Below are 1,159 nucleotides of genomic sequence, written 5' to 3' on the forward strand. Positions count from 1 at the left end.
CAATAATAGTTGTGCGACATAAATCGGCAAAATATGGTTTTATTCGTCATAAGTATAGGACAAAAAGACTACATATGCAAGGGTGCTAGCGCAAATGGGGTCTTAGGGCCTAATTATCCATGTGCAGGATACTTCAAAAACTCATTTAAGCTTTCTTCCACAAAATCTGGCGCGGTTTTCTTTATTTGGTCCACGGTATGGAGATAACGCTGAGTCGTATTAATATGGGAATGTCCCAAGGTCACTTGAACCTGCTGCAAGGTAGCTCCATGGAGCAAAGCGAGCGTAGCGTTCGTGTGTCGAAGCCAGTGAGGCGTTAATTTTTTGGAGATGTTGCTGTCGATGGCCGCCTGGCTAATGATTCTTTCAATCTGCCTCGTAGAGAGCTGGAATAGAACCAGTTCTGGCGACGGCTCATTCTGTTCAGACAGAGACCGGGCGTATTCCACATACAGCAACCACAGCTGCCGGGGAATTTTGATTTCCCTTTCCTTATTCCCTTTTCCTCTCGTAATCGTCACCCAGACACCCGTCTCGGCAATGTCGGAATAAAAATCCCTCCACCGGATCGCGGTCAATTCTGACACGCGCAACCCTAATAAAACCAAGGATAGACCGATGAGATAGTTACGCATACCGCCCTTTTGAAGCTCCTCCAACACAAGCCCCACTTCGTTCCTTGTCAGGTAATGACGCTTGCTCGTTACCGGGACCGGGGGCAGGCGCAGGCGCGTCGCCGGATTTTGCGCGAACACGTTTATGTTGGGGTCGCTCCCCCATTTGTAAAAGGATTTTAACGGCGCGATGCACGCGGCAATCGTGGCTGGCGCCAGCTTCTTCGGTTGTTCCCCGTCGCCCTTGCTCGTGCGAAGATTCGATAAATGAAGCTTAAAAGCTTCAAGCTCGCGCCAGCTCACCTCCCTTAAAGGCATGTAATTGAGAAATGCCCGGAACCGTTCGATGGCCCGGACATAGTTTTTATATGTGTGTTCCGACCCGCTGCAACTAGCCAGAAACATCTGAATAATTTGACTGTCATTGTACTGAAAATCGTTGTTTGTCATGAGGTTGGGAGCAAGTGATTTGTCTCTTGGGACCAATGCCGAAGCTTTCATTTTGCATTCCTCCTGCTGTCTTAGATGTCGCACAACTATTATTG

1 protein-coding gene is annotated in these 1,159 nt (G+C 48.5%); it reads right to left on the reverse strand.

Going from position 1 to position 1,159, the window contains the following annotated elements; all coding sequences use genetic code 11:
- Positions 1-113 precede the first annotated feature (113 nt).
- Complete coding sequence (locus tag PA598K_RS34985; RefSeq protein WP_128661294.1) at positions 114-1,115, reverse strand: tyrosine-type recombinase/integrase; 1,002 nt, start codon at positions 1,113-1,115, stop codon at positions 114-116.
- Positions 1,116-1,159 lie beyond the last annotated feature (44 nt).

The organism is Paenibacillus sp. 598K (genome assembly GCF_003851045.1).
Classification (GTDB): Bacteria; Bacillota; Bacilli; order Paenibacillales; family Paenibacillaceae; genus Paenibacillus_D.

Coding starts and splice junctions, on each gene's coding strand:
- PA598K_RS34985 (WP_128661294.1), bottom strand. CDS start 1,115: ATGAAAGCTTCGGCATTGGTCCCAAGAGACAAATCACTTGCTCCCAAC.